The sequence below is a fragment of the Pseudomonas sp. RL_15y_Pfl2_60 genome (assembly GCF_963970595.1).
Lineage (GTDB): Bacteria > Pseudomonadota > Gammaproteobacteria > Pseudomonadales > Pseudomonadaceae > Aquipseudomonas.
Genome location: NZ_CAXAOE010000005.1, coordinates 1 through 20,605 on the forward strand (window position 1 = coordinate 1; position 20,605 = coordinate 20,605).

At 57.0% G+C, this 20,605-nt stretch carries 15 protein-coding genes; 12 read left to right on the top strand and 3 right to left on the bottom strand.

Annotated elements, in window-relative coordinates; genetic code table 11:
- Window positions 1-548: 548 nt before the first annotated feature.
- Window positions 549-1,268, bottom strand: a complete 720-nt coding sequence (locus AACY26_RS14330) for a murein L,D-transpeptidase catalytic domain family protein (RefSeq protein WP_339515159.1) — start codon at window positions 1,266-1,268, stop codon at window positions 549-551.
- Between the two features lie 127 nt (window positions 1,269-1,395).
- Between AACY26_RS14330 and AACY26_RS14335 the strand changes: the two genes are divergently transcribed.
- From AACY26_RS14335 to AACY26_RS14380, 10 genes are all read left to right on the top strand, one after another.
- On the top strand, window positions 1,396-3,000 hold the full coding sequence (locus tag AACY26_RS14335; RefSeq protein ID WP_339515161.1) for a L,D-transpeptidase family protein: 1,605 nt from the start codon (window positions 1,396-1,398) through the stop codon (window positions 2,998-3,000).
- Window positions 3,001-3,377: 377 nt separating this feature from the next.
- On the top strand, window positions 3,378-4,154 hold the full coding sequence (locus AACY26_RS14340) for a transporter substrate-binding domain-containing protein (RefSeq protein WP_339515163.1): 777 nt from the start codon (window positions 3,378-3,380) through the stop codon (window positions 4,152-4,154).
- Window positions 4,155-4,190: 36 nt separating this feature from the next.
- Window positions 4,191-4,868: an amino acid ABC transporter permease gene (locus AACY26_RS14345; RefSeq protein WP_339515165.1), complete on the top strand. Its 678-nt coding sequence runs from the start codon at window positions 4,191-4,193 to the stop codon at window positions 4,866-4,868.
- A complete protein-coding gene (locus AACY26_RS14350) occupies window positions 4,865-5,599 on the top strand; it encodes an amino acid ABC transporter ATP-binding protein (RefSeq protein WP_339515167.1) in 735 nt (244 codons plus the stop codon). Before AACY26_RS14345 ends, AACY26_RS14350 begins: the two co-directional genes overlap by 4 nt.
- Before the next feature lie 19 nt (window positions 5,600-5,618).
- Window positions 5,619-6,866 carry a cysteine desulfurase-like protein gene (locus AACY26_RS14355; RefSeq protein ID WP_339515169.1) on the top strand — a complete coding sequence of 416 codons (1,248 nt, stop codon included), beginning with the start codon at window positions 5,619-5,621 and terminating at the stop codon, window positions 6,864-6,866.
- A 21-nt stretch (window positions 6,867-6,887) separates the two neighbouring features.
- A complete protein-coding gene (locus AACY26_RS14360; protein ID WP_339515171.1) occupies window positions 6,888-7,748 on the top strand; it encodes a MurR/RpiR family transcriptional regulator in 861 nt (286 codons plus the stop codon).
- Window positions 7,749-7,793: 45 nt separating this feature from the next.
- Window positions 7,794-8,705 carry an allantoinase PuuE gene (locus tag AACY26_RS14365; RefSeq protein WP_339515173.1) on the top strand — a complete coding sequence of 304 codons (912 nt, stop codon included), beginning with the start codon at window positions 7,794-7,796 and terminating at the stop codon, window positions 8,703-8,705.
- Window positions 8,706-8,808: 103 nt separating this feature from the next.
- A complete protein-coding gene (hydA, locus tag AACY26_RS14370; RefSeq protein ID WP_339515175.1) occupies window positions 8,809-10,245 on the top strand; it encodes a dihydropyrimidinase in 1,437 nt (478 codons plus the stop codon).
- Window positions 10,242-10,988 carry a 2-keto-4-pentenoate hydratase gene (locus tag AACY26_RS14375; protein ID WP_339515177.1) on the top strand — a complete coding sequence of 249 codons (747 nt, stop codon included), beginning with the start codon at window positions 10,242-10,244 and terminating at the stop codon, window positions 10,986-10,988. Before hydA ends, AACY26_RS14375 begins: the two co-directional genes overlap by 4 nt.
- A 115-nt stretch (window positions 10,989-11,103) precedes the next feature.
- Entirely contained in the window at window positions 11,104-13,533 is a 2,430-nt protein-coding gene (locus AACY26_RS14380; protein WP_339515179.1) for a glucose/quinate/shikimate family membrane-bound PQQ-dependent dehydrogenase, read from the top strand.
- 108 nt (window positions 13,534-13,641) lie between these two features.
- Here AACY26_RS14380 and AACY26_RS14385 read toward each other — a convergent pair whose 3' ends face one another.
- Window positions 13,642-14,679, bottom strand: coding sequence for an AraC family transcriptional regulator (locus AACY26_RS14385; protein WP_339515181.1), 1,038 nt, complete (start codon window positions 14,677-14,679; stop codon window positions 13,642-13,644).
- Window positions 14,680-14,688: 9 nt separating this feature from the next.
- Window positions 14,689-15,606: a GGDEF domain-containing protein gene (locus tag AACY26_RS14390; RefSeq protein WP_339515183.1), complete on the bottom strand. Its 918-nt coding sequence runs from the start codon at window positions 15,604-15,606 to the stop codon at window positions 14,689-14,691.
- Window positions 15,607-15,931: 325 nt separating this feature from the next.
- On the opposite strand from AACY26_RS14390, the gene AACY26_RS14395 reads away from it, so the two are divergent.
- The gene (locus AACY26_RS14395) at window positions 15,932-18,457 is read left to right on the top strand and encodes a TonB-dependent receptor (protein ID WP_339515185.1); all 2,526 of its coding nucleotides are present in this window, start codon (window positions 15,932-15,934) and stop codon (window positions 18,455-18,457) included.
- A gap of 103 nt (window positions 18,458-18,560) precedes the next feature.
- The gene (locus AACY26_RS14400; RefSeq protein WP_339515187.1) at window positions 18,561-20,498 is read left to right on the top strand and encodes a phytase; all 1,938 of its coding nucleotides are present in this window, start codon (window positions 18,561-18,563) and stop codon (window positions 20,496-20,498) included.
- Window positions 20,499-20,605 lie beyond the last annotated feature (107 nt).

Sequence of the window (20,605 nt, forward strand, 5' to 3'; positions counted from 1 at the left end):
TAGTGAAACGATGCATCGCCGATGGTAGTGTGGGGTTTCCCCATGTGAGAGTAGGTCATCGTCAAGCGCCTATACCGAAACCCCAGATCATGCAAATGATCTGGGGTTTCTCTTTGCGCAGAAAAAAGTTCTTCTACGGCACAAGCCTACTCGCGCAGCCCGCAGCAGTTTACGTAACAGTCAGTCAATCAAGGCCGATACCCGTCGATAAAGGCCACCGCGCTGTGGCTTTCAGGCTTAGCAACCCGGCCAAGAGCTAGCTGCTAGTCAGGGCGAGGACAAAACGCCACTTGCTGCTTTATTTTACGCAGGGCGCTGCGCGCGTAACTTGTTCTCCCAGGTTCAATACCTCAGTTGAGTTACCCGTCGGGTCATCCATCGTCTTGATTCGTGTCTACAGCCGCTTAGAAACGAGCTTGCCCAGCAATCTTGAAGGGATTGCTGGCAACGATAACGAGAGTCGGTTGAGCGAGTCGGACAAATAAAAAGGCAGACCCGAGGGTCTGCCTTTTTGTTTTGCGATTGCTCGCAGGGGCGTTTATTAGATGCTAGCTGCGAGGATCCAAGCTGCTGATAATGCCGGCGACTTGGCGTGGCTTACAGTTGAAGTAAGCTGACTGTTGGGTCCAACGGGCTTTGGGATGCCAGGCAAACAAGAACTGGCCGCCGCTCAACTTGTTGACCACCATTCGTGCAACCTGTGGTCGTACCGCCGGGCAACCCAGGCTGCGACCAATGCGACCTTGGCTGCGGATCAAATTAGGATCAACGTAGCTAGCGCCATGGATGACGATGGCACGTTCGCGCGCAAGGTCATTCAAACCCGGCTCAAGGCCGTCCATGCGCAGCGAAAGACCATGTTTGCCACTGTAGCTTTCAGCTGTGCGGAAGAGTCCCAGGCTGCTTTGATAGCTACCCAGGCGATTTGAAAATTGACTGGCAATGTTCTCACCTGACATGCGGCCGTGGGCAACATAGTCCCGCAATATCAATTTCTGACGCTTAAGGTCGAATATCCATAAGCGTTTGGCCGATGACGGTTGTGAGTAATCAATGACGGCGAGGTTGTTAGCGCGAGCTGCCCCGTTATTGACCGCACACTGCATGGCGGCAACAGCGTGGCGCAAGGCTTCGCGGTCGATTCCCGGCGCTACTTTCGTAAGCTGAGCAACCAGCGGGTCTTTTGTTGGTTGAGTGGAGGCGGCCAAAAGGGGGCCACAGAAAGACATTAGCCCTGCAACACAGAGCCGACGAACCCATACAGACATAAACCCTTCCCCTCTAAAGCAATTGCTTCTGTGCATCCTGGCGTCGACCTTGCGATGACTCGCTTATACTTATTATTGGGCCACATTAGAGGTGGCGGATCTGTATAGCTAAGGATGGAGCAGTTCATTGATCAAAAAACGAGCAGTTTACACGGTCTTGGCCCTAATTCTGGCGCCATTTGTCGGTCATGCAGTGACGTTGCCGCCACTTGAATCGAACCCGACAGATAGCATGGGCGTGCTTATTGATACGCTATCTACCAGCTGCACGCCACTGCCGACAAGCCTAGACGATTTTTCCAGAGCGCAATTGCATGATTTCTATCGACCGCTTGCTGGGGAGTTGGCTTGGCCAAATGAAGCTACGCGGGTCATGTTGTTGGAGCAGGTCAATCAACTAGCCGATGATGGATTATCGCCGACCGATTACCCAATACCGAGTATGCCGCTCGATGCCAGTCCCAAACTGCGTGCATGCATTGATATTCTGACCACCCAAAGCTACCTGCAGGCGCTACATGACCTGCATTACGGTCGCTTGTCGCAACAGAAGCTGGAAAGTATTTGGCGCTCTTCCGATATGCCGACACGGTCTGGGCCGAACGTCACGATACTGCCAGTTGCCATCGCTAATCTATTGGAGCCCGAGCTGGCTTTCAAAGCCGTGCGGCCGAGCCTGATGCAGTATCAACAATTACGCGCAGCCTATGCTGTGCTGCGCAATAGGCCGCTGCCAAGCTGGCAGCGGATTACCGATGGACCCACACTGCGCCCGGGACAATCTGATCCGCGTGTTCCAGCCTTGCGTACCCGGCTCAACGCAGAGGGCTACAACACCGCGCTTACCAGCGGTGATGTCCAGACCGATAGCCGGTTTGACCCGGGCACCGTTGCAGCCCTCAGAGCATTCCAGGCCCGTCATGGGATTAACGATGATGGTGTGCTGGGTACCGCGACCCTGACCGAGCTTAATGTTTCGCCATTGACCCGCCGTGATCAGCTACGCGTCAACCTTGAGCGGCTGCGTTGGCTCGCCGATGATTTGAGCCAGGCGCAGGTCGCGGTGAATGTTGCGGGTGCCGAAGTGATGTTGCTGCAAAATGGCGTAGATGTATGGCGTAAGCGCACCCAGGTCGGCCGTGCAGAGCGTAAAACACCTTTGTTGGTGTCACGTATCAACCGGCTAACCCTGAACCCGACATGGACGGTGCCGCCGACTATTTTGCGTGAGGACAAAATTCCTGCGATTCGCAGTGATATCGGCTACCTGGATAAGCACCAGATGAATGTCTACAACTACCAAGGCCAGCGCCTCAACCCCCATGACATCGACTGGTCTAAACCCGGCGCAATCATGTTGCGTCAGGAAGCAGGGGTGAACAACCCTCTTGGCCGAGTGGTGCTGCGTTTTGATAATCCATTTTCGGTCTACCTGCACGACACGCCCAGCCAGCGTCTGTTTGATCGTTCGCCACGGGTATTTAGCTCAGGTTGTGTGCGCGTTGAGGCTATCCAGACATTGCTCACCAAGATCCTAGACGAAGATGAGTTGCGCACAGTCCAAGCCCGGCTTGATTCAGGCAAGACCAGCCAGTACCGCCTTGACCAGCAACTCAATCTGGTGATGGCTTATTGGACGGTCGAAGTCGACGCCAACGGCGTGGTTCATTACTACCCGGATATGTACGACAACGACCAGAAAATAATCACTGCACAGCTATTTGATAAATAGGCGTGCTTGCGGGCTTCGGTCATGATGATTTCTGGGCTCAGACACATATTCCCTGCGCAGTTATTGCTTGAAGAACTGCGCCAAGAACCCTTTTCCGAGCCCATCGATTGATCGATTGCCAATGTCCTGAGTGCTGATCTGGTGCCCTGCATCAGTGCGTCTGGATTGGTTGTCGGCAGCGTAAATCCTCTGTAATCAAGCCCTGTGTGCCTTGTAAAGGCTGCACCAAACCGGGTCTGATTTGCACTTTGCTGGAGCATTTAATCCAATAAATTAAGTTGTTGAAATATTTAATTCACATGCCTATGCTCAATCTCGAAACGCCTGTTCATCCAAGCGGGCGGCCTGTTGGACTGACTTGAATCGAGGAGCTAGACATGAACGTGAAAGTACTCTTGGGCATGGCAATCGCCACTGCGTTTTCAGCATCAACTCTGGCCGCTGACTGGACGGTGGGCGCCAACGTCGGCAACGTCCCATGGGAGTTCCAGAACGCCAAGGGCGAGATTGTTGGCTTCGAAGTTGATCTGGTCAAAGAAGTCGCCAAGCGGGCGGGCAAAAGCGTCGAGTTCATCAATATTCCATTCAATGGCTTGTTCAGCGCCGTGCAATCCAAGCGCGCCGATATCGCTATTTCCTCTATCACCATTACCCCAAAACGCCTTGAGTCTGTAGGTTTTGCGCAGCCCTATTACGACAGCGACCAGTCCTTGTCGGTGTTGACCAAGTCGGGCATCAAGGGCCTGGACGGCATGGCTGACAAAGTGGTTGGCGTCGATACCGGTTCGACCGGCGATATGTGGGTTGGCGAGCACAAGGGCGAATACAAGTTCAAGGATGTTTCGCGTTACGAAGGTTTGTCGCCCGCCATGCTCGATCTTGCCTCGGGCCGACTGGACGGCTACGTCAGTGATATTCCAGCGGTGCTCTATTACATCAAGGACAAGCCGCAGTACGCCGTGGTCGCGCGCATACCAACCGGGGAGAAGTATTCGCTGATGCACGCGAAGAACTGGTCGGAGAGCGCCAAGGTCAACGACATCATCAGCACCATGAAGAAAGAAGGCGTGATCGCCGACCTGCACAAGAAATGGTTTGGTGCTGAAGCCGCAGCTGATTCGAGCACGGTGATGGTGACTGACGTACCACAGTAATCACTCGACCAACCGTTCACGAGCAAGGTGCTTTCTATGGAGCTGTTACATACATTCTTCAACTGGAGCGTATTTGTCGATGCGCTGCCACTGATGCTTCGCGGCCTTGGCGTGACGGTGCTGTTGGGTGTGGTCAGTATCATTCTTGGGTTGGTCGGCGGTTTGCTGTTGGCGATGTTGCGCCTCTATGCCTTCGCGCCGATTCGCTGGTTATCACGGGCCTACATAGACGTGATGCGGTCGATTCCCTTGCTGGTGTTGCTGGTGTTGATCTACTACGCATTGCCCTTTGTGGGGATTCGCCTGTCGTCATTCGCGGCCGCAGCGGCAGCTTTGTCGCTGGTGTCGTGCGCTTATTCTGCCGAGATTTTCCGCTCTGGTATCGAAGCCATTCCACGGGGCCAGTTCGAGGCTGCGGCGTCACAAGGCATGAGCTTTTTCAACACCATGCGCGACGTGATCCTGCCGCAGGCCATGCGCATCGTGATGCCGCCCATGACCAGCAACTGCATCAACGTGATGAAAGACACCGCGCTGGCATCGGTGGTGGCCATGCCTGACCTGCTCAAGCAGGCAACGCAAGCCCAGGCACTGGCGGCTAATCCGACGCCCTTGGTGGGCGCCGCGGTGATGTACCTGTTGCTGTTATTGCCGCTGGTGCAACTGGTTGGCTGGGTCGAGCGACGCAATGCTGCGGGAGGTAAAAGCGCATGAGCAATGTGATCGAAATCGAGCACATGAATAAGTTCTACGGTCAGTTCCAGGCCTTGAGCGATATCAACATGACCGTTGAGCAGGGCGAAGTGGTGGTCATTCTGGGGCCATCCGGCTCGGGAAAATCCACACTGATTCGTTGCATCAACCTGTTGGAGGCCTATCAGGAAGGTGACATCCGGGTTGCAGACCAGCGTGTGGAAAACGGCCCTAATCTGGCGAGCATTCGTTGCGAAGTGGGCATGGTGTTTCAGAACTTCAATCTTTATCCGCATCTCACTGTGCTGGCCAATGTGGCCTTGGCGCCGGTGCGGGTGCGCGGCATGTCGCGACGCAGTGCCAATGAACGCGCACGGGCGCTGTTGGAGAAAGTCGGCATGGCTGGCCACGCCGACAAATACCCAAGCCAGCTCTCCGGCGGCCAACAACAGCGGGTGGCCATCGCGCGGACCATGGCCATGGAGCCGCGCGTCATCCTGTTTGACGAACCCACCTCGGCGCTTGACCCGGAAATGGTCGGCGAAGTCCTCGATGTAATGCAAAACCTGGCGCGCTCTGGCGTGACCATGATCGTGGTCACCCACGAGATGGGCTTTGCGCGTAAGGTCGCTGACCGGGTGATCTTCATGGAGAGCGGGCGAATCATCGAACAAAACAAACCGCAGGAATTTTTCACCGCCCCGCAAGAGCCAAGAACCCAGGCTTTCCTGCAGGCGATTCTGCATCACTGATTCATTCGGGAGACTTATTTTGACTTTGCTCGATATCAATTACGTTCGTAGCCAGTTCCCCGCTTTAGCCGATGGCTATGCCTATCTCGATAACGCAGGTGGTTCGGCCGTACTCAAGCCGGTTGCCGATCGCATTAGCCAGTACCTGCTCAATCATGCGGTGCAGCTGGGCGCCTCATATGAGCCGTCGGTGCAGGCTGGCGCCAAAGTGATGGAGGCGCGTGAATCGGTTGCGCAGCTGATCAATGCCTGCCACCCGGAAGAATGTGTAATGGGCGGCTCGACCACTCATCTGCTGCAGATTCTCACGCGCGCAATTGCGCCTTCGATCAAGCCCGGCGATGAAATCATCGTGACCCACAGCGACCATGAGGCCAACATCGGCCCGTGGCAGCGCTTGTGCGAGGAGCGCGATGCCGTGCTGCGCGTGTGGCATGTCGATACGCAAACCCTGGAGCTGGAACTGGCTGAACTGGATGCATTGCTCAACCCGAAAACCCGCTACGTGGCCATGACCCACGCCTCGAACATCCTAGGCAGCGTCAACCCTGTGGCCGAGGTTGCGCGCCGTGTGCATCAGGTCGGCGCTAAGCTGTGCGTCGACGCAGTGGCTTACGCACCGCACCGCTTGGTCGATGTTCAAGCCAGTGGCGCCGACTACTACGTGTTCAGCTTCTATAAAGTCTTTGGTCCGCACTTTGCCGTGCTTTGGGGCAAGCGTGAGTTACTTCTGGAACTGCCAAGCCTCAACCACTTCTTCATCGGGCGTGACGTTCTGCCCTACAAGCTCCAGCCTGGCAACCTCAACTACGAGCTGTCATACGGTTGTATTGGCATCAGTGATTACCTGATTGATATCGGCCGTCGCCTGGGTGCACAAGGCAGCGAGCGCGAGCTGATGCAAGCCGCTTTCGATGCCTTTGAAGTGCAGGAAAATCTTCTGGCTGAAACGCTGCTGGCCTACCTGCGTGAAGCGCCGGGTGTGCGTATCATCGGCAAGCCTCGCGTGACCAATGGTGACCGAGTGCCAACCATCAGTTTTGTCGTCGAAGGCGTGCAATCCGAAGCCATAGTGCGACGCATTGACCCGGCACGCATTGGTATTCGCTTTGGCGATTTCTATGCGCGGCACCTGATCAACGAACTGGGCCTGGCACAGCAAGGCGGGGTGGTGCGCGTATCGATTGCACACTACAACACCGTCGAAGAAATGACCCGGTTGGTGGCCTGTCTGGCCGAGGCTATTGCCGAGCTGCGTCCATCCTGATTTTTACCGAGCGATCTGCCTATGTCACTGCCACAAACCCTGGATGAACTACGCTCAGCCATCGCGCTGGGACAGGACAAACTCACCAGCCGAATGCGCGATGCCGCCCATTACCTGATCGAGCATCCCCATGATGCTGCCCTCAATACATTGGCGGCGCTGGCCAAGCGTTCGGCGATTCCTGCCTCGGCATATATCCGCCTGGCGCAAGCATTGGGGTACGGCGGCTTTAGCGACCTGCAACGGCTGTTCAAGGCACCGCTGGAGAAGGCCGGGCAAGGCAGCTTCAAGGAGCGCATTCGGCATTATCGTGGCGAGCAACTGCTGGATGATCCAAGGGATGTTGGCGCCATGCTGTCTGCCTTCAGCCAGGCCAATATCGTTTCCCTCGAGCACTTGGCCGAAGGCCAGCAAGTGCAGGCGCTGGAGCAGTCCATCGCATTGCTGCAAAAGGCGCGCACCACCTTTGTGGTGGGCATGCGCAGGTCATTCCCGATGGCGGCTTACTTGAGCTACGCCTTGAGCCGTGTAGGGCGCCGCGCCGTGCATATCAGTGGTTTGGGCGGCAGCCTGCGTGAGCAGGTCGGTGCATTGCATGCCGATGATGTCCTGGTGGCCGTGAGTTTTCCGCCCTACGCACAAGAGACTATCGATGCCTGCCAGCAGGCGCTGGCCGTCGGTACGCCCATTGTGGCGATCACCGACAGCATTCTCAGCCCGATCGGCCAATGTGCTTCGGTGATGATCGAGGTCAACGATGCAGAATTGCTCGGTTTCCGTTCACTGACCGCAGCATTTTGTGTTGCCCAGACATTGGCCATGGGCTTGGCATTTGGCGATGGCCAGACCGACCACGAAGCCCTGAAAGAGATTGATTGCTGAGCCTGTGGGGCTGAGTAATGTGCCAAACCTGTAGGAGATTTTTCCATGGCGTTACCCCTTCGAGATCTGATTGGTTATGGTCAACAGCGCCCACAGGGCACTTGGCCTAACGGTGCGCGGTTGGCGATCAGTGTGGTGATCAACTACGAGGAAGGCTCCGAGCGCTCGCTGGCGATGGGCGACTCCGACCAAGAGAGCATGACCGAGTGGGGCAGTTATCAATTCCCTGATGGCGTGCGTAACCTGGCGATGGAGTCCATGTACGAATATGGCTCGCGTGTCGGTATCTGGCGGATTCTGCAGATTCTGCAACAGGCAGATGTACCGGCGACCTTCCATGCCTGCGCCGTGGCCTTCGAGCAAAACCCGGATGTTGCCAAGGCGGCCGTCGACCTGGGCCATGAAGTGTGCAGCCATGGTTATCGCTGGGAAGAGGTGTTTCGCCTGAGCGAAGAGCAAGAGCGTGAGCATATTCGCTTGGCCATCGAGTCTTTCGAGCGCACCTGCGGCAAGCGTCCGGTGGGTTGGTATTGCCGCTACGGGGCCAGCGTGCGCACGCGGCGCCTGGTCGCTGAAGAGGGCGGTTTTTTGTATGACTCCGACGCCTACAACGATGATGTGCCCTACTTTGTCGAGGTCGAGGGCAAGCGCCACTTGGTGGTGCCATACACCAGTGACGTGAATGACTTCCGCTACTGGAACTCCCCTGGCTTGTCGCAAGCCTCTGACTTTCTTGAGTACATGAAGGAAAGCTTCGAGGTGTTGCACGAAGAATCCGCCGAGGGCCTGCGCATGATGTCCATCGGCTTGCATCCGCGCATGGTTGGACGGCCAGGGCGCGTGCGCGCGCTGAAAAAATTCATTGAATATGCTCAGGGCCACGAAGGTGTCTGGTTCGCCACCCGCGAACAAATCGCCCAGGCCTGGCTCGAGCGCGATGCTGCCACCACGCGCTGAATCAGTTTTATCCGAGGTGTTGGCAACTTCACCTCGCATTTCATACTCGCGCCACAGTTGATGAGTTGAAAGCTGCTGCGCGGCGCTTTTCATGAGGCCTGATATGCAAGTTTTCGACACGGTCATTCGTAACGCCCGCGTGGTTACCGCCGCTGACACCTTTAGCAGTGATATTGGCATCCGCGATGGGCGCATCACTGCGCTGGCCCTGGATTTGCCAGCAGGCCTGCAGGAGATCGACGCTGCGGGACGCCATGTCACGCCGGGCGGCGTCGACAGTCATGTGCATCTGGATCAACCCACAGGTGACGGTTCGGTGATGGCGGATGATTTTCTCAGTGGCACGGTTTCAGCCGCCTGCGGTGGCACCACGACGGTGATTCCGTTTGCCTGCCAGCAAAAGGGCGAGTCGCTGCGTGCCGCTGTGGATGACTATCACCGTCGTGCAGGCAACAAGCCGGTGATTGATTACGCCTTTCACTTGATCGTGACTGATCCAACGCCTGAGGTGTTGCGTGATGAGCTGCCAGCACTGATTGCTGAAGGCTACACCTCGTTCAAAATCTACATGACCTATGACGCGCTCAAGCTGGACGACCGGGAAATTCTCGAAACCTTGTCGGTGGCGAGGCGCGAAGGTGCAATGGTCATGCTGCATGCCGAGAACAGCGATTGCATCGCCTGGCTGACCGAGCGGTTGTTGGCGGCTGGTTTGAGCGCGCCGAAGTATCACGCGACATCTCGGCCAATGTTGGTCGAGCGTGAAGCGACGCACCGTGCAATTGCCCTGGCCGAACTGGTTGATGTGCCGATCCTGATCGTCCATGTCTCGGGTCGCGAGGCGGTCGAGCAAATCCGCTGGGCGCAAAGCCAGGGTTTGAAGGTGTATGCCGAAACCTGTCCGCAGTATCTGTTTCTGACGGCTGAAGCCCTGGGCTGTGACGACAGCTTTGAAGGGGCTAAATGTATTTGCAGCCCGCCGCCCCGGGATGCCGCCAATCAGCAAGTCATTTGGGATGGGCTGGAAAATGGTGCCTTCGAGATTTTCTCATCCGATCACGCCCCCTTTCGCTTCGACGGCCCGGACGGCAAGAAAGCCCATGGCGAAAACATCTCGTTCGACCAGGTTGCCAATGGTATTCCCGGTGTTGAAACGCGTATGGCGTTGCTCTGGTCCGAAGGCGTGCGCAGTGGCCGTATTACCCCGCAAAGTTTTGTCGCACTGACTTCAACCAATGCGGCGAAAATGTATGGCCTGTACCCGCGCAAAGGCAGCATTGCGATCGGCGCCGATGCTGACTTGGTGATTTGGGATGAAGGCCAGACGGTAGATCTGCGCAATGAACTGTTGCATCACAATGTCGATTACACACCCTATGCAGGCATGCAATTGAGCGCCTGGCCAGCGATGACCTTGTCGCGTGGCGAGGTGGTGTGGGATGGTGAATTCCTTGGCGCAGCGGGACGTGGCCAATTTATGCGCTGCGACCGACCCGCGCCCGCGCAATTGCGACGGCGCAAGACGGAGTTGCCTTTATGAGCATGGTTGAACAAGTCGGTGCGCGCTTGATTGAGGCTTGGCGTACAGGCCAGCGCCAATCACACGAGGGCTTGATGCTGGAGACCGAAGCTCAAGCCTATTTGGTGCAAGAGTGCGTGGCGAAGGCGCTCGGCTGGTTCAGCCAAGGCCCTGCTCGTGCATGGAAGTTGGGTGGTGGCCCCACTGGTTTTATCAGCGCGGCAGGTATACCGGCCAACGCCATTCACCCATCTGGCTGGCAAGCGCCGGGCGATTATTGCAACGGCTTTGGTATCGAGGGCGAGCTGATCGTGCGGTTGGGCCATGACCTCGACCAACACACCGATTTGGCAATGGCTTATGCCGCAGTCGATGCATGGCTGCCTGGCATCGAACTTTGCGATACGCGCTGGCTAAACGCTGAACAGGCCGCGCCCTTGTTGCACCTTGCTGACCAGCAATTAAACCGCGCGCTTATCCTCGGCGAACCACGCACGCTGAAAGCGCCGTTTGATTGGCCAGCGCAAACAGCCGAGGTTCGGGTTAATGGTGTTTCTCAAATAGTGAGCACCGGCAGCCACCCATTTGCCGAGCCGCTTCACTCACTGCCTTGGCTGGCAAGGCACGCTGCGCTGCAAGGCAATCCGCTACGTGCCGGAGATCTGGTCGCGACTGGCAGTTGGACCGGCATCTATTGGGCACCTCCTGCGGCCGAGGTCGAAGTGGAGTTTGCTGGCTTGGGTTCGGTCACTTTTTTAACCTGAGCCGAAATGACGCCTTTTTATTGACCAAAGCCACGTGGGGCGTGGCTTGCAGGGTAGTAGTCTGTCACTTAACCTGTTTGTATCAATGTTTAATACAGGTCAAGGAGTGAGCCCCATGAGCCAAAAACTGTCACCCGTTCCAGCAGTGATGAACTGGTGGTTTTATTTGCTTGGCTTGGTGCTGGTTGTCAGTGGCGTTTTTTTTGCCCTCACCGGGGGCAAGCTGATCGCCCTTGGCGGCAGTTGGTACTTTCTAAGCGCCGGGGTTCTGATGTTGATCTCGGGCGTGCTGTTTTTCATGCGTCGCGCCGCCGGTGCCTGGCTTTATGTGCTGGTATTTCTCGGCACCTTGGTGTGGGCCGTCATGGATGCCGGGCTGGAATTCTGGCCGCTGGTATCAAGACTGATGTTCAACGGCGTACTGCTGTTTGCCGTGGTGGTGTCGATCCCGATGCTGCGCCGCCTGCAGGGCGGGCCTGAACTGCGCGTTCCGGCCTATGGGTTTTCAGTTGTCATCCTTGGTTGCCTAGCAGCAACTGTCGTTTTTATGTTCAAGCCACACATGCCGGTTGAGGCCTCCGGTCAATTACCGTTGCAGGCGGTACAGCCGCAGCAGGAGCAAAAGGACTGGGATAATTACGGCAATACACCGGGCGGTAGCCGTTTTGTCGCGCTGGACCAAATCACTCGCGATAACATCAAAGACCTCAAGGTGGCTTGGACCTACCGCACGGGCGATATCCCGCAAAGCCCCGATGGCAATGGTGCGGAAGACCAAATGACGCCGCTGCAGGTTGGCGACAAGCTATTCCTCTGCACCCCGCACAACAACGTAATTGCAGTGAATGCCGACAGCGGTAAAGAGCTCTGGAAGAATGAAATCAATGCCAAGTCCTCGGTGTGGATGCGCTGCCGTGGCCTCGCGTACTTCGACGCCAGCAAGCCATTGCTGCAGCCGGACGCCAACAATTCGACCCCTGTGCCAGCCGCTCAAGTAGCGAGCGGCGCTGCATGTACGCGTCGAATCCTGATGAACACCATCGATGCTCGCCTGATTGCTCTTGATGCCGATACTGGCGAGTTCTGTCCTGATTTTGGCAAGAATGGGCAAGTTGATCTGCTCGCAGGCATGGGCGACGCCAAGGACCCAAGTTATGTATTGACCTCGGCGCCAACCATGGCTGGAACCACGGTGGTCGTGGGCGGGCGAGTGGCGGATAACGTCAGCACCGATATGCCTGGCGGCGTGATTCGCGGCTTTGATGTGATCACCGGAGCCATGCGCTGGGCGTTCGATCCAGGTGCCCAAGACCCGAATCGAACCCTTGAGGCTGGCGAAACTTATGCGCGCAGCAGCCCTAACTCGTGGGCGGCGATGTCCTACGATCCGCAGTCAAATACGGTGTTTATGCCCATGGGCAGCTCCTCGGTTGATTTGTGGGGCGCTAATCGCACAGAACTTGACCACAAATATGCGACCTCGGTTTTGGCGGTGGACGGCACCACGGGCAAGGAAAAATGGACCTACCAGACCGTGCATAACGACTTGTGGGATTTTGACTTGCCGATGCAGCCGTCGCTGATCGACTTTCCGGGTAAGGACGGTAAAACCACGCCAGCAGTGGTCATCGGCACCAAGGCTGGGCAGATTTATGTGCTCGACCGCGCCACGGGTAAGCCGCTGACCGAAGTCAAGGAAGTGCCGGTCAAGCGTGGCAACATTCCCAATGAGCAGTACTCCGATACCCAGCCACGCTCAGTCGGCATGCCGCAAATTGGTGCCCAAACCCTGACCGAATCCGACATGTGGGGTGCAACCCCGTTCGACCAGGTGATGTGCCGGATTGCCTTCAAGTCGATGCGTTATGACGGCTTGTACACGGTTCCCGGTACTGATCTGTCATTGAGCTTTCCTGGCTCGCTGGGCGGCATGAACTGGGGCAGTATTTCCACTGATCCGGTCAATGACTACATCTTCGTCAATGACATGCGTCTGGGCCTGTGGATCCAGATGGTCAATGCCGACCCGCAAAGTACTGCGGTCAATACGGGTGGTGAAAGCGTCAACACCGGCATGGGCGTTGTGCCCATGAAAGGCACGCCATATGCGGTGAACAAAAACCGCTTTATGTCAGCCTTGGGGGTTCCTTGTCAGAAGCCACCCTTTGGCACACTCACTGCAATCGATATGAAGACCCAGAAAATCGTTTGGCAGGCTCCTGTCGGCACCGTCGAAGACACTGGCCCGCTGGGTATTCGCATGCGCTTGCCGATCCCTGTTGGCTTGCCGACGTTGGGCGGCACCCTGACCACTCAGGGCGGCTTGGTGTTTATCGCCGGTACTCAGGATTATTACCTGCGGGCTTTCGACAGCTCGACCGGCAAGGAAGTCTGGAAGGCGCGCCTGCCTGTCGGCAGCCAAGGCGGGCCTATCAGCTACAAATCGCCGAAAACCGGCAAGCAATATGTGGTCATCTCGGCAGGTGGCGCACGCCAGTCACCAGATCGTGGTGATTACGTGATTGCCTACTCGCTGGATAACTAGCTTCTCCAGGTAAAAAACCGCCAGCAGGCGGTTTTTTTACGCCTGGACAGCGAGCATCCGCGGGCCTTTAGTGATTAGTGGTGTGTGAACGCCGCCTGCTGCGGCCCACTAATCGCACGGCCACAGTTGGCGCAGTACGCTTGGGGCGAGTCCGGTCCAGCGTTTGAATGAGCGCCGTAAGTTAGTGGAGTCGTGGAACTGCAGGTAAGCGGCGACTTCTTCATTGCTTTGGCCTTTGATCTGGTAGAGGTACAGGGCCATATGTTTGCGCGCCAAATCCAGTTGTTCTTGAAAATGGGTGCCGTGCCTGTGCAGTTTGCGTTTCAGTGTTGAGGGGCTCATGCCGAACGCTAGCGCGACGTTTTCCAGTTGTGGCTGGTGCCGCAGGTTCGCCAACAGATGGCGGTAGAGGTGATCGAGCAGGCTGGCATCGAAGCCCAGCTCCTGCAGCTGCTGCAGGCTTTGTTGCTGGGCTGCTTGGCCGGCCGTTGGCGCGGCTGCAGGCCAAGGCTGGTGCAGATATTCTCGCGGCAGGCTGAGCAGATCCACAGGCGCGTCGAAGCGAACATCCTCACCCAGGTTGACCCAGTACTGTTCAACTTGGCGCGGTTTTGTTTGAGCAATGCTGACTTTCCACGGCAGTGGCGCGCCAGCCAGCCAGCGACTCATGGCCAACAATGCGGTCATTGCCGATTCCACCAGAAACCGTTGCTGTGCTCCCGCGCCGCAACTGTCCAGCCAATAGACGTAGACATTTTGCTCATCGAGCAGCACGCGGGGGCTGAGTAATGGGCTGAGCAAGGCACGGTAGCGACACACAATATCCAGCGCTTGGCCCAGGTCTGCCGAATGTTGCAAGGCGTGGCTGGCGGCGCCGTAGTAACCGGGTAATAGGCGTTGGCCATATTGAAAGCGGGTGTCTGCGGCGGCTAGCAAGCATTCGCTGTTGTCGATCAGTTGCAGGAATTGCTGTGCGCAAAGGCGAACCCGGCCCGCCTGCAGATCTTCATGGAATAAACCGGTGCCGCGTAGCAGTCGGTGGCTATCGATGCCCCGTGACAGGGCCAGGTCGACCAGCACCGCAGGTTGCCAGTGGCCAGGAATAAAACGACTGTCGTTCTCGTACCAGCTTGCCTTGAGGGTCATGGTCTTACCTCAAGCACTGCGTGCATAGACAGCTGGCTTAGCATGCGCCAGCGCCAGATTGAGACGGTGCAGCAAGCTTTCTGCATCGTCCTGCAGGGCCATTACGCTGGCCACGCTGGCGCGTAGCTGCAGGCGCTCGCCGTGCGCTCGGGCTTTGTGTGCAAAGTGCTCGACGCTCAAGCGCAGGTCTTCAGCCAACTGCTGTGCCTGGCGTTCGCCGGTGTGCGGCAGCATCACCACGAAGCGATCTCCGGCCAAGCGACAGAGCAAGTCTTGATGACGCAGATTGAGCACGAGCAGTTGGCTCAATGCTTGTAGTACGCGGTCGCCCTCGGCATGGCCATGCAGATGATTGATCCGGCTGAAATTATCGAGATCAAGGATCACCAGTGACAAGGGCTGTTGTGCGCTGCGTGCCTGACAAAGAGCCTGATCCAAATGCTGGCGCAGGTACTCGGCGGTGTTTAATGGGGTTAGCGAATCGAACAAGCGGTGTTCGCGGAACAGCCGTTCACGCTTTTCCATTTGCGCGCTAATCGCCAACTGCTCACGGTGCCAGTGATAGATGCCCAGTGTCAGCAGGAGCAGGCCAAATGGCATGGGCGCTGACTCCATCCAGTGATCCCAGGCGATGCTGTCCGGCAGGCGGATAAATTCGTCTAGGGTATCGACCCACCAAGAAAAAAACACCAGCCCCAGGCCCATGGCCAAGAAGCTGGTAACCCGCCCCGCAGGACGACTCTTGAGCACCAGTCCTAACCAGATCAGGCACAGCAGCGTCGAGCCGCCTTCGCCAAGGATGTCCAGCCAGACCCATTCGCTCATCGGCTTTATGTGGCCGGCAGCAAGGTGCAACAGCAGTGCAAGGTTTGTGGCGAGTAAGAGTACGACCAGTTTCAGGCGATGCAGTCTGAGCAAGGAGGTCATGGTCGCAGCTTCCAGGTGATTAAGCCTGCAGCACAACAGAGTCTTGTTACTAAATGGTTGCAATGGGGGAGGTCAGTTTGGCTCATTTGGACGCGCAAATTTTTAGATAAAAGTGGTTCTACCTCAGCTACGGAGTGGGTTTGCGCATCAAGGCTGAGCTGTTCACCTCGACCAGGTCAGGTCATTTCGGCTCAAAACCCCGGCCAAACCCCATGTTTAGGGGCTTGTGCTGCTGGCCTGTCATCTAACTGTCACGCCGCACTTCTAGCTTGCGCTGCAGATCGCCGGGCAAGACCCGGCCAGCAGGCTTATCTGGGAGAGCAGTATGCATAAGCACCAACTCAATGCCCGTCGCGTGGGCTTTCACCTTAGCGCTCTGGCGCTGACTGTAGCCTTAACGCCCTTGTCGGCCAGCGCGCAAACTGACGCAGAGCACGTGAATGTGGTGGGCCAGGCTGCCAGCCTGGATCAAGCACTCAAAGAGCAGCGCCGGGCGGATCAAATTGAGAGTGTTGTGCATGCCGATGGCGTGGCGCAGCTGCCTGACCAGAATGCCGCCGAAGCCGTGCAACGTCTGCCTGGCGTTTCTGTTGAGCGTGATCAGGGCGAGGGACGTTTTGTCAGCGTACGCGGCTTGGGGCCAGACCTTAACAGCGTGACCATCAACGGCACGCTGGTGCCTTCGCCAGACAGTGATCGCCGAGCCGTTGCGCTCGACGTATTGCCTGCTGAACTGGTGCAGTCGCTGTCGGTGGTCAAGACGCTGACACCCGATATGGACGCCAACTCCTTGGGTGGCACCATTGAGGTCGAGAGCCTGTCCGCATTCGACCATAAAGGCCTGTTCTACACGGGCACTGGCGAGGCCAGTTACGACGACAATACCGACCAGGCCAGCCCGAAATTTTCTGGCGCCATCAGCGACCTGTTCAGCCTGGGCGGTGGTGTGGATAACTTTGGCGTAGCCGCGGCCTTAAGCGTGCAGCAACGTGACTTTGGCTCAGACAATGTCGAGACCGGCGGCGACTGGGATTTCTCCGATGACGACCGGTTGCAGCAGTTCGAGCAGCGTGACTACGACATTCGTCGCGAGCGCGATGGCCTGGGGCTGAACTTCGACTATCGACCAGACGATTACTCAAGTTACTACTTGCGCACGCTCTACAGCCGCTTCAAAGACACCGAGACACGCAACGCCGCCGGGGTTGAGTTTGCAGACGCGCAGCTTGCTGGCGAACAAGGCGAGGCTGAAGGCTGGCGCGAGTTGAAGGACCGAGAAGAAACCCAAGAAATCCAGTCGTATGTGTTTGGTGGCGAACGTTTGATTGGCCAGTGGACGCTGCAAGCCCAGGCGGGCTACAGCAAGGCCAACCAGGATACGCCGGGGCATATAGGGGGCGCAGTATTTGAAGACCTTGATGATTTCGGCGACAGCGGTTTTAGCGACACGAAAAAGCCTCGGCTCAATATCGGTGATGACTTCTACGACCCGAGTAACTTTGCGCTCGATGAAGTGGAGTGGGCCGAGGAAAACACCGAGGATACCGAGAAAAATATCAAGCTCGACATAGCGCGTGACTACGACCTGGCAGGTAATACTGCGCAAGTTAAATTCGGCGGTAAGCTCAGCCGTCGCGACAAGGATAACGACACCAATATCTGGACCTATGAAGACCTTGCCGACTTCGGTTTCAGTGACGACCAACTGAACATGGACCAGTTCAGCAAGGGCAAGGTCGACTACAGCCTCGATCGCTTTGGACCTGGTTTGTCGGCGGGCAAGATCGAGGACCTGATCTCCGGCCTCGACCGCAATGCGTTCTATAACGAGGAAGAGTCACGGGTTAATGACTTTGAAATGAGTGAAGACATTGACTCGGCGTACCTGATGCACAGCCTCGATATTGATGACTTGAGCGTTATTGTCGGCGTTCGTTACGAGGGCACCAAGTTCGATGCCAAAGGCACTGGCCTGCGTGATGGCGACTATGAAGCCATCAAGTCGAAGAATGAGTATCACAACTGGTTGCCTGGCCTGCACCTACGCTACCAACTGGATAAGGATACCCAATTGCGCGGCGCTATTACCCATTCGGTGGTGCGTCCGACCTTCGGCCAGTTGGCGCCGGGTTTTGTGATCGACGGTGATGAAGCCAGCTTTGGCAATCCTGAGCTTGATCCGCTGGAGTCACGTAACTTTGATCTCGGTATCGAGCACTATCTTGGGCGGGCTGGGGTGGTGTCGGCTTTTCTGTTTTACAAAGACATCGACAACTTTGTCTACAACGCAGACCTGTCGGGCACCGGTGCCTGGGTCGATTTTGCCGAGGCCAATACCTTCGCCAACGGCGACAGCGCTGACCTTTACGGTCTTGAACTGGCCTACTCGCAAAAATTTGACTGGCTGCCTGCGCCCTGGAACGGTTTGCTGATGGGCGCCAACGCCACATTCAGCCGTTCTGAGGCGAGCATTACCGGTAGCGATGCAGCAACGGGTGGAAGCCGTTCGCGGGACATCGACTTGCCATTCCAGTCGGACACCATTGGCAACCTGATGCTCGGTTGGGAAGATGACAAGCTCAGCCTACGCCTGTCGGCCAACTACAAATCCGACTACCTGTTCGAGGTGGCGAGCATCGACGACAAGGCCCACGACCAGCATGTGGATGATCAGGTCTTCGTCGACTTTAGCGCGGGTTACTTCCTGACCAAAGGCCTGCAACTGCGCTTTGAGGCACAGAACATCACCGACGAAAGCTACTACGTCTATACCGGCAGCCGTTCCTACAACGCGCAGTACGAAGAGTACGGCCCAACCTACAAGCTCGGCCTGACCTACACCAATTTCTGATACGCGACAGGTGCTTCCACTCATCCGCACCGGCCTTGCCCTGTGCGGATGAGTGTTGCTGTCTTGAAACGTCGCCTAGTTTATTACAAGGACACATTTTTCAATGAACGCGTTGTTTACTCGCTCTCTGATAGTCGCGGCTTTGTCCCTGGTGGGCTGTGATCAGATTCCCTCTCAAGTTGCAGCGGCTGACATCAGCGTGACGCTTGGCCCTTGGCACGAGTCGTCTCAAATCGAGGCTCAAACCCTGCGCTTTGTCCCGGCCGAGATGGCTGCTGGCACTGATTTGCGTATCGCTGCCAGCGAAAGCCGTGGCCTGCTTCTGCTCAATGGCCAAGGTGCTGAACTGGCCCGCTTGCCGGGTAACTACTCGACCTTGGACAGCCGCAAGGCGGATGGCAATTTGCTCGTCGCCAGCATCAATAACACTACCCAGCAAGCGACATTGGTTGGGCTTGATCTATCCGCTCGTAAATGGGGGCATACGCTAGCGCTGCCTGCTCGAGATTTTCCCGTAGCCGGTTTGTGCCTGTATCGCGACGAAGCGAGCAACCTGTTCCTGTTCCTGGTTGGCGAGGAGGGCCGGGGTGAGCAATGGCTGGTCGGAACGGGTAATCGCATAAGTGCCAGTGCCAAGCGAGTCCGGCGCTTGCCTCTGCCGCCGCAGGCTGAATACTGCCAGGCAGACGACAGCGCTGATCTGCTGTTCGTTAATGAAGAAAACGTCGGGCTTTGGGCTTATCCAGCTCATCCTGAGGCTGATGTCAGCCGTGTGCCGGTGGATATGCGTGCTCCCTTTGGTCGTCTCAAAACCAGCGCCGGAGCAATGGCCAGTGTCCCCGGCGGCCTGCTGGCGCTTGATTCCGCTGCCAGTGAGTTGCACCTCTACCAACAGCAAGGTCAAGGTTGGCGCTCCGTGACCAGTGTGGCCTTGCCCGGCGTGCAAGAGCCTGAGCACATTGCTGTGCAAGCCTCAGCACAGGGGTTGCAGGTCCTGGTGCAGGATGACGCCAGTGGCGGTTTCTATCAGGGCCAGTTGAATTGGCAACCGAGCCCTGTAACGAATGCGCCGGTGCTGCCGAATGTAGCGGCTATTCGCCAGACAGAACCGGTGGGGCGTCAGGGCGATGCGGCGGATGATCCGGCCATTTGGGTGCATCCAACCCAGCCGGGCTTGTCGCGCGTACTGGGTACCAATAAGAAGCAGGGGTTGTTGGCTTACGACCTCAACGGCAAGTTGCTGCAAGAGCTGCCGGTCGGGCGTCTGAACAATGTCGACCTGCGCGCCAACTTCAATCTGGCCGGGCGAATGATTGACTTGGCCGTGGCCAGCAACCGCGATAACAACAGCATCAGCCTGTTTGCGATTGATCGTTCCAGCGGCACGCTCAGCAGCGCTGGTGAGATTGCGACTCCACTCGAAGAAATCTACGGCATCTGCCTGTTTCAGCCTGAGCCGGGCGAGTTGTATGCCTTCGCCAACGGCAAGGACGGCAGCTTCTTGCAATATCGCTTAAGCGATGTTGACGGCAAAATTACCGGCAAATTAGTCCGTCGTTTCGCTGTGACTAGTCAGCCAGAGGGTTGTGTTGCCGATGATCGCCAGCAGCGATTGTTTATTGGTGAGGAAGATGTGGGTGTGTGGGCACTTGATGCCCGCGCCGATGGCCCTACTGAGCTGACCTCGGTATTGGCGGTCGGTGATGTGCTCAAGGCCGATGTCGAAGGCCTTGGCCTGTATCAAGCAGCAAATCAGAGCTATTTGCTGATCTCCAGCCAGGGCAACGACAGCTATGTGGTCCTCGATGCGATGCCTCCTTATTCAATTCGTGGCGCCATGCGGGTTGGCCTCAACGGTGCGCTGGGCATTGATGGTGCCTCTGAAACCGATGGTTTGGAAGTCACCTCCGCCAACCTGGGCGGCCCGTGGAGCAAAGGCATGCTGGTGGTGCAAGACGGCCGCAAGCGCATGCCTGAGACGACCCAGAACTTCAAGTTCGTGGCCTGGAGCCAGGTGGCTGAGGCGTTGCATTTGCAATGACTGTCATCAGTCGGTAATCGCCATGTAATCCAATGGCCAATATTTCACAGCACCGATTTCAGCCGTTGAGGCTGGGGTCAACGGCAGATCACCGTCGCCATGCACGC